Genomic DNA, 2,785 nt, shown 5'->3' with positions numbered 1-2,785 from the left:
AAAAGATATTTGTTCAGAAAATCTTATGTTTATAAACAGAGGCTAAAACACAATAATATCAACATTTTATAGCTATAAACATGTTCATAAAGTGTGTAAACAAATCAATGTTCAATTAAACTTAGCTTTTTATCTTTCTTAACACTCAATCGCCTTTAAAGAAAGCTGTAATGATAAGGCTTTGTAGTCCTTAGCGTACAATTTTCCCAGAATGATATAGTGCCCCCTACTAGCTAGATCACACACTTGCTTTCATTATTTTCCCGGACCATACGCAGCGGTTGGTTTAACAGGTTTCGCATCCGTCGCTTCCCATATAGGGGCAGTTAATGTTGGATAATTCAAAGCTTCTACTTTTTTTCTTGTTTCTTGTGATGCTTTCAGTCCCCATTGATCGAAAAATGGCAGTAAATTTTGTTTCGCTACTTTCGATGTATTGTAAATAAAGGCTTGTATTTTATCTTCATTCGTTTCTGGAAGTTTGTCTTTTGGCAACTCTCGATATAGTTTGTGAAGATTTGGATAGAAATCTTCCCCATATGCTAAATGAAGTTGCCAAAACATAACAACTTTCACAAACGGGTCATTAATATTTTCATATTCTTTATCTGTTTGTTTTAAGTATTGAAAGGCTCTGTCATAATCCCCTTCTTTTTCTAAACGTGTTGGTTGACCTGGGAATAATTGTTTTTGTGCAGCTAAAGAGTATATATTAACATTGACTTCAACTACTCCATCCCACGTCCAAGGGTATTGTTGCTTTGTATGCCCTGCTTCATGCATTTGTCCCCATCCAAATTCATTTGCATTTAAAGCACTTTTAATTGCATCATAAGCAGTAGTAAATACGACTCCATCTCCACCTGCATACATGTACATGCCCGGTGGGTTGTTAGGATTTTCTACAAAAGCCCAAAGACGGCGAGTTGAACGATGTAACGGATTAGAACTTGTTTCAGATAGTCCCGATATTTTATCTTGTGCTAGAATCATTTCATCATATTTTTTTAATAGGGGCACAGGATCTTGATCCGTAATATATTTCTTCGCACTATCGCGAGTAACAGTAAGTACTGCTCGTTTAGATTTCAATTGTACAGCAGGTGCATTTGGATATTTGTCCATCATGGCAATCCAGTCTACTTTCGTATGCTTTCCTAATTCAAAAAATGGAACGGGACTTCCACCTTGTGTTACTTTGACCTTAACGGTTCCTTTCCCTTCACAGTTATCAAACCCTAATAAACCACCGTTTGGAGAGGAGATGGTGTTAGAACCCGGGGAAAGACGAAATGCTTTTCCCCCCTCTTTATCATATTCATTTGTCCCAATAGTTGCTCCAAGCTTGTCTAATCCTGATAGTCCCGATACTTCAATTGTGACTTGTTCATTCGGTTTTACATAGATTCCTGTTGGCGTATAGTTTCGTTGCTCACTTCTTCTTTCTCTTGCTGCTTCACCCATATAATGTCCTGTACTTGGAAGTTCAAACGTCCTCTCTTCATATTGCACCTGGGTTTGCGTAGTTTCAGCATGAATGTTCAAACCATTTACAGTCATAGATGTAAATAATGTCGTTGTCAAAACAGCAGATGCCATAAATACTTTCATTGGTTTTTGTAATTTACGATTCTTTCTTTTGTTCATATCAATCATTCCTTTCATTTAAATTCGTTCTAACGTTCATACGAAACGCCGATTTCCTCACTAGCCCTTTATATCATCTTATTATGTTAATACAATAAAAACCCCTCTTACTATGGCTACTTTTTTAAATTTACTTATCCCCCCTCTCTTATTTCATACACTTCAAAATTATACCTATATATAATTTTGAAGGGGAGCATCTGGCCGCGTATAGAAACGGTCATGACTTTTCCCACCATATCCAAATGAGAAAGCAAGGCAGATCATGTTGTATTCTGCATAGTAGGTATGTCGAAGAATTAAAATGGATTTATATGGCTATTACTTCCATTTATACATAACTAATATGTATCGCCCTTTATTCTTTATGACTTTTTACAATTTAGGTCTTGATAACGTACAATTTTCTTTTTTTGATATGGTGAGGCCTATATACACCAGATTGTTAGTTCACAAAATACAAGAGATTTGAGATCAGTATCGGAGTAACGCCACATCCCCTATAATGGTTGCTATGTTACGCCTTTCAAAAGAATCTGATTTATAGAACGTGTCAGAATTTATATTTTACTATATTTAATATTCATTTAGTGTATTTTTCGTTAATATGTATAATTACATAAAGGGATATCGTCAGCATTTTGGAAAAAAGCCACGCTAAGAGCATGCAAGATTTTATACAGTTTTTCGGCTCATTTAGTAACAAAGGAGAACCCTAAAACCGCGCCAGGATAGGAATGTATAAAAATATGCATAGAATTATAGAAAAAGAAAAAGGCGAATCCCTTATGAGAATAAGATTTCGCCTTTTTTCTTGCTGCCGATAATAGGACGTTATGTTAACTGAACACGCATACGGTATACAGACAGAAAGACATAACAAATCCTTTCTTTCAAAAGGGGATATAGTCATTTAAAACGAATATATAATTAAAAAAGTTAAGTGAATATTTCACTTCCGCTAACGCATGTTATATTAACTAAATTAGCTTAAGATTAAATCATTGGAGGAAAAAGTATGAAAAATAAAATACCTCTAATAACATTCATTTTAGCTGCTTTATTTGTAGCTGGAGGTTTTGCATTCTTCTACTGGATCAAAACATTCCCATTCAACTAAAGAAACCTAACTACCAAT

1 protein-coding gene is annotated in these 2,785 nt (G+C 34.9%); it reads right to left on the bottom strand.

The features are described from left to right. Positions 1–255: 255 nt before the first annotated feature. Positions 256–1,647, bottom strand: a complete 1,392-nt coding sequence (locus tag BPMYX0001_RS28885; protein ID WP_033799840.1) for a M60 family metallopeptidase — start codon at positions 1,645–1,647, stop codon at positions 256–258. Positions 1,648–2,785 lie beyond the last annotated feature (1,138 nt).

Origin of the sequence: Bacillus pseudomycoides DSM 12442 (assembly GCF_000161455.1) — a bacterium.
Lineage (GTDB): Bacteria > Bacillota > Bacilli > Bacillales > Bacillaceae_G > Bacillus_A > Bacillus_A pseudomycoides.
The sequence above is the reverse complement of the archived record's forward strand: the minus strand, read 5'-3'. Positions and strand labels throughout refer to the sequence as shown.